The following is a 6,044-nucleotide window of genomic DNA, read 5'->3' on the forward strand; positions in this document are numbered from 1 at the left end:
TGGCCGCATATTCCTAAGCAGGTGTCCTCACCTGCTTAGGAATATGCGGCCACGCGCTTCGCGGGGCCGCTTCATTTATGCAATGGCAAAGGAAGCGCGCCTTCGGCGCGCGAGTTTATAAGCAGGTGGGGACACCTGCGGTCCCAGGGTGGCGCCGGTTCGACGAAACACGATTGTGATATTTGAAGGCGTATTGGCGAAACGAAAGATCGACGAACCGCGCCCCGAGCTACTCACCCGTAGCTCAGCGCCCCGTCGATCGACAGCGCCGCGCGCTTGCCCTCGTACACCGCGTTGACGACTTCCTTCGCCTTAACGACGCAGTCGCCCGCCGCGTACAGCTTCGGCACGCTCGTTTGCCAGGTGATCGGATCGACCTTCACCGTGCCGTTCGGCTCGAGCGCCAGGCCCTCGACGCGCGCGATCCACGGGTGCGGCACCTGCCCGATCGCCTTGACGAAGTGATCGCACGGCAACTCGAACTCGCGCATCGCATCGCCGTCCTTCTCCCGGAAACGCACGCCCGAAACCTCGCCGTCCTCGACCAGCACCTCCACCGGCTCCACGTTCCACATCCACCGGCAATCGTCCAGCACCGACAACTCGTATTCGTGTTCCGTGCACTTGATGCGGCTCTTGTCGCCGCGATACGCCACGATCACGTCCTGGGCGCCAAGCCGCCTGGCCTGCGTCGCCGCGTCGATCGCCGTGTTGCCCGCGCCGATCACGATCACGCGGCTGCCCACCTCCACCGTGTCGAGCGGCTGCGTCTTGATGCGGCGGATGAAGGAAAGCGCGTCCTCCACGCCCGCCGCGTCCTCGCCCGGAATATCGAGCCGACGCGTTTCGCCAAGCCCGATCCCCAAAAGCACCGCGTCGTGCGTCGCGAGAAGTTCGCGCAAGGCGATCTCGTCGACCGCCCTTTCGTTCGTCTTGATTTTCACCCCGCCGATGCGAAGCAGAAACTCCAGCTCCTCCTGCACGAACACGTTGCCGATCTTGTATTCCGCGATGCCGTAACGATCCAGCCCGCCCGCGGCCGGCTCCTTTTCGTGGATCGTCACCTTGTGCCCGAGCTTCGACAGCTCGAACGCCGCGGACACGCCCGCCGGTCCCGCGCCGACGATCGCGATATGCCGCCCCGTGTCCGCGCCGCGCTCGAACGGCAGCTCGCCGGACGACATCAATCGGTCGGTCGCGAATCGTTGCAGCTTGCCGATCGGAATCGGCCGCCCGTGCACCGTCGAGCAAACGCACAGGCTCTCGCACAGCTTCTCCACCGGGCACACGCGCGCGCACACCGCGCCGAAGATGTTGGCCGAAAGAATCGTGCGCGCGGCGTCGAGCGGACGCCCCTGCGCGATCTGCTTGATGAACCGCGGGATATCGATCTTGGTCGGGCAGCCGCGCATGCACGGGATGTCGTATTCGCAATACAGGCACCGCTCCGCCTCGAACGACGCCTCCGCGGTGGACAACGGCGGGCGGATCTCCTCGAAGTTTCGAAGGATCTGCTCGCGCGTCAGCCGCCCGGCTCGACGCCCCGCTTCGTCCAGCGGTTCCAGTTTTTTCGGCACGCCGCTCAAATGCGTTTTCCCTTCGCGTTCTTCGCGCCTTCGCGGTGAAACCTGCGATCCCACCGTGTTCCTTCGCGTCTTTGCGTTCCCTTTGCGCCTTCGCGGTGAAACCTAGCCCGCGATCGGCGAGCCGACGTCCATCGCGAAACGCTTTTTCATCTGCTCGACCTGCACGCTGATCGGAATCACCTTCATGAAATCGTAGATGTTCTGGCGCGCCTCGAGCGCGCGCGCGCTTCCGGTCGCCGCGATGTATTCGTCAAGCAGCGGCACCAGCTCCTCGTACATCTCGTCCTCGTTCACGTCGGTCAGCGCCACCGACCGGTCGTCGATCGTGAAGCGCACGTCCTGCCCGCCGTCGGGATCGTAGATGAAGATTTTCCCGTCCGTCATGCCCGCGCCGATATGCTCGCCCACCGGGCCAAGCAGCATCACCACGCCGTTTGTCATGTATTCGCACGCGTATTGCCCCGCGCCCTCGCACACGATCGTCGCGCCCGAGTTGCGCACGCCGAGCCGCTGCCCCGCGCGCCCCTCGATGAACAGCTTGCCGCCCGTCGCGCCGAACGCCACCGTGTTGCCGACAAGCGTCGTCTCAAAGCTTCTCCCGGCGAATCCCGCCGGCTGCTTCACCACGATCCGCCCGCCGCTCATGCCCTTGGCGACGCCGTCGTTGCACGATCCCTCGTGCACGAGATCGAGACCCATCACGCACCACGCCCCGTAGCTCTGCCCCGCGGTGCCGAAGGTGCGCAGGCGGATCGGCGCCTCCGCCGGCCAGCGGTCGCGCCCGTGGTGCGTCGCGATGACGTGCGAAACCGGCACGGAAAAATCGACCGAGTTGCAGCTTCGCACGCTGTACGGTTCCATCTCGATGGCCCGGCCCTCGCGCGCCGCGCGCATCAATTCCTTGTCGCCGGCCAGAAGGTCGCGGAAGTGATGATCCATGTTGTCGATCGCGGCCCGGTCCGCGCCGTCCTTAACGCCCGGGATCGGCGTCGTGAAAAACGACAGGTCCGCCGTCTCGCAGCGCGTCAGGAACGCCCGCGCGTCGAATCCGTAGGCGTCCAGGTTCAGCCCGCGGAAGATCTCGTCCGTCGTCCGCGGCCGCAGGCCATCCACCCGCCCGACCATCTCGCGCGGATGCGAAAATCCGAGCTTTGCGACAAGCTCCGCGAACGCCCGCCCGAACGCGCGCAGGAAACGCTCCACGTGCTCCGAGCCGCCGGGATAATGCGCGCGCGGGTTGAGCTGCCCGGCGATCTCCGTCGGGCACGTGCCGATGTGGCAGCAATTGCAGTGGATGCACCCCTGCGCGATCATCAGCACCGTCGCCAGCGTCACCTCGTCCGCGCCGAGCATCATGTATTTCACCACGTCGCGCTCGGTCTTGATGCCCCCGCCCGCGCGCAGGCGCACGAGGCTGCGCAGCCCCAGCTCCGTCAGCGCGACGTGCACCTCGCGCAGCCCCAGTTCCGTCGGCAGCCCCGTGTGCTCAAGCGAACTGCGCGGCGACGCGCCCGTCGAGCCCTCCAGCCCGTCGATCTCGATCACGTCCGCGCCCGCCTTCACCACGCCGGCCGCGATCGTGCCGATCCCCGTCACCGCCGCGAGCTTCACCGACACGCGCGCGTCCGGATTGATCGCGCGAAGGTCGTAGATGAGCTGCTTCAGGTCCTCGATCGAATAGATGTCGTGATGCGGCGGCGGCGAAATCAGGTTGATCCCCGGGCGGCAATAACGCAGCGCCGCGATCTCCGGCGTCACCTTGGAACTCATGAGCTGCCCGCCCTCGCCGGGTTTCGCGCCCTGCGCCATCTTGATCTGAATCTCGTCCGCGTTGACCAGATATTCCGCGTCCACGCCGAATCGGCCCGTCGCCACCTGCCGGATGCGGCTGCGCATCGACTCCCGGACGCCGCCCTTGTTGCGAGCGCGGTCCTCGCCGCCCTCGCCGCTGTTGCTTGGCATCCCCAGGCGGTTCGCCGCGTACGCGATCGCCTCGTGCGCCGTGCGCGTTAGCGCCCCGTGGCTCATCGCCCCGCCCGTGAAATGCGCGGACAAGACCTGCTCCGCCGAAAGCGGATTCGCCCGCGACGCCCCCTCCGGCGCGCGGATCTCGAGCAGATCGCGGATCGTGCACGGGCGGCGGCGGTCCGTCAGGTGCTGGTAGCGCCGCCAGTCCGTCGGATCGCCCGACTTCGACACCTCCCACAACGCGATGCGCATCGGGTCGTTGTACGAACGCTCATCGAAATCGAACTCCGGAAGCTCGTCGATCGTCCGCGCGTGCCGCTCGCGATGGGACGCGTCCGCCGCGACGTGATCGAGCGACAGCCCGCCGATGCGGCTCGGCACGCGAGGCAGATAACGCATCACCTCCGGCCCCAGGCCGACGGCCTCGAAAAGGCACGAGTCGTGATACCCCTGCACCGTCGCGATGCCCATCTTCGACATGATCTTGCGAAGGCTCTCTTCCAGCCCCTCGACCGTGTTCCGGATCGCGAGGCCCGCGGGTTTGCCCTGCTTTTTCGCGCGCTCCACCGCGTAGCGCATCAGCGCGTGCGGGTGCACCGCGTTGGCGCCAAGCGCCAGCAGAACCGCCACGTCGTGCCCTTCGCTCACCTCGCCCGTCTGCACGACGATGCTGCAATGCGCGCGCAATCCGCGTTCGGTCAGTTCCTCGTTCAGCGCAGCGACCGCGAGCGGTGCGGGGATCGGCAGGCGACCTTCCTTGAACGCCCCGATATCCGACAGCACGATCACGTGGCTTTCGCTCGCCGCGTCCGCCGCCTGGGCGATGAGATCGTCGAGCGCCGCGCAAAGCGCCTTCCCGCCGCCCTCGCCGTTGAAGGTCAGGCGCAGCATCTTCGCCGGAAGATCGGGAACCTCCTCGAGCTCGCGCATCGTCTGCTCGGTGAGGATCGGCGACTTCAGCCGCACGTTCGGATAGTCCGGCGACTGCCGCGGCGGAACGTCCGGCATGCGTCCCAGGTAGGTCACGAGGCTCATGTCCCGTCCCTCGCGGTACGGGTCGATCGGCGGATTCGTCACGAGCGCGAAACGCTGGAAAAAGAAACGGTACAGCGTCGGGCCGTCGACCGACAAAAACGGCATCGCCCGGTCGTAGCCCATCGAATAGATGTCTTCCTTGCCCGCTTCGATCAGGTGATCCGTGCTCGCCTGTTTGAGCTTCGAGTCCCAGCCGTACGCGCGCAAAAACGCCCCAAGCCGGCCGCGAAACGCCGTCAGATCCGGATGCGGCGTATCGCCCGCGATGCCGTAGGCCGAAGGCGTCCGGAGCTGCCGGTGGTTCGTTTCGCGGTACGTCGTCCCCAGGCGCGGCCGCGTCTCGCGGATGATCTCGAAATACACGTCCGCGCTCGGCACCACGGTTTCACTCTCGAAATCAAAGCGCACGATGTCGCCCGGAATGAGCTGCGCGCGAAGGACGATCTCGTCCGGCTCGTGTTCGAAGATGCCGTTTTCACTCGCCGCCAGGAAAAGCCCGTCCCTCCGCTGCGACACACGCAGCGGGCGAAGGCCCATGCGGTCAAGCGACGCGACGAGCTGCTCGCCGTCGTACGCGAGGATCGCCGCCGGCCCTTCCCACGCGCCGAGCGTCCCCAGCGCGCGCTTGTGGAACTCGAAAAACGCCTTCATCTCCAGCGAGAGATTCCGGACGCGGTTTTCCCACGACGGCGGCATCAGGATCGCCACCGTGTACGACAGCGACCGCCCCTCCGCGTGATACGCCTGCACCGCGCCATCCAGGTCCGCGGAGTCCGACTGGCCCGGAATCAGCGCCGTCGCCGGCCAACCCTCGGTGAATCCGCCGTGCGTCGAGACGTAACGCTCCCAGATGTGCACGCCGTGCCGGTTGCCCTGGATCGTGTTGATCTCGCCGTTGTGGCAAAGCACGCGGAACGGCTGGCACATGTTCCACACCGGCGACGTGTTCGTCGCGAACCGGCGATGGAACACCACCGCGTTCGCGCGGTACTCCGGATCGTGCAAATCCGTGAACACCTCCGCGAACTGCCGCCCCTCCATCATGCCTTTGTAAACGATCGTCCGGTCCGAGCACGACACGATGTAGATCGGCAACTCGCGCCCGCGGAACACGTCCTCCAGCCGGCGCTGCGCCTTGAACATGAATTGCAGCGTACGCAGTCTGTCGCCCGCCCCGCCCTGAGCGGGGTTGTCCGGATTCCACCGGATCATCGCCTGCACCACGCGCGGCGCCGTCCGGCGCGCCCGCGCGCCGAGCACCGACAGGTTCATCGGCACGTCGCGGTACACAAACGGCGTGATACCCAAAGGCGCAAGCGCCTCGCCCATCGCGTCTTGCACGATCGCGTCCGGAAGCTCCGGGGGATAAAACAGCGTCACCACGCCCCACGGCCCGTTCGATTCCGAATTCATGCCGATGGCGATGGACGCCTCACCGGGGCCGCCGCGCTCGTC

Annotated in this window: 2 protein-coding genes; both read right to left on the reverse strand. The window is 66.6% G+C overall.

Annotation, left to right across the window (positions count from 1 at the left end; translation table 11 throughout):
* Positions 1–233: 233 nt before the first annotated feature.
* On the reverse strand, positions 234–1,577 hold the full coding sequence (locus K8I61_01735) for an NAD(P)-dependent oxidoreductase (protein MBZ0270728.1): 1,344 nt from the start codon (positions 1,575–1,577) through the stop codon (positions 234–236).
* Between the two features lie 111 nt (positions 1,578–1,688).
* A complete protein-coding gene (gene gltB / locus K8I61_01740) occupies positions 1,689–6,002 on the reverse strand; it encodes a glutamate synthase large subunit (GenBank protein ID MBZ0270729.1) in 4,314 nt (1,437 codons plus the stop codon).
* Between the last annotated feature and the right edge of the window lie 42 nt (positions 6,003–6,044).

It is taken from the genome of bacterium (assembly GCA_019912885.1).
GTDB lineage: Bacteria > Lernaellota > Lernaellaia > JACKCT01 > JACKCT01 > JAIOHV01.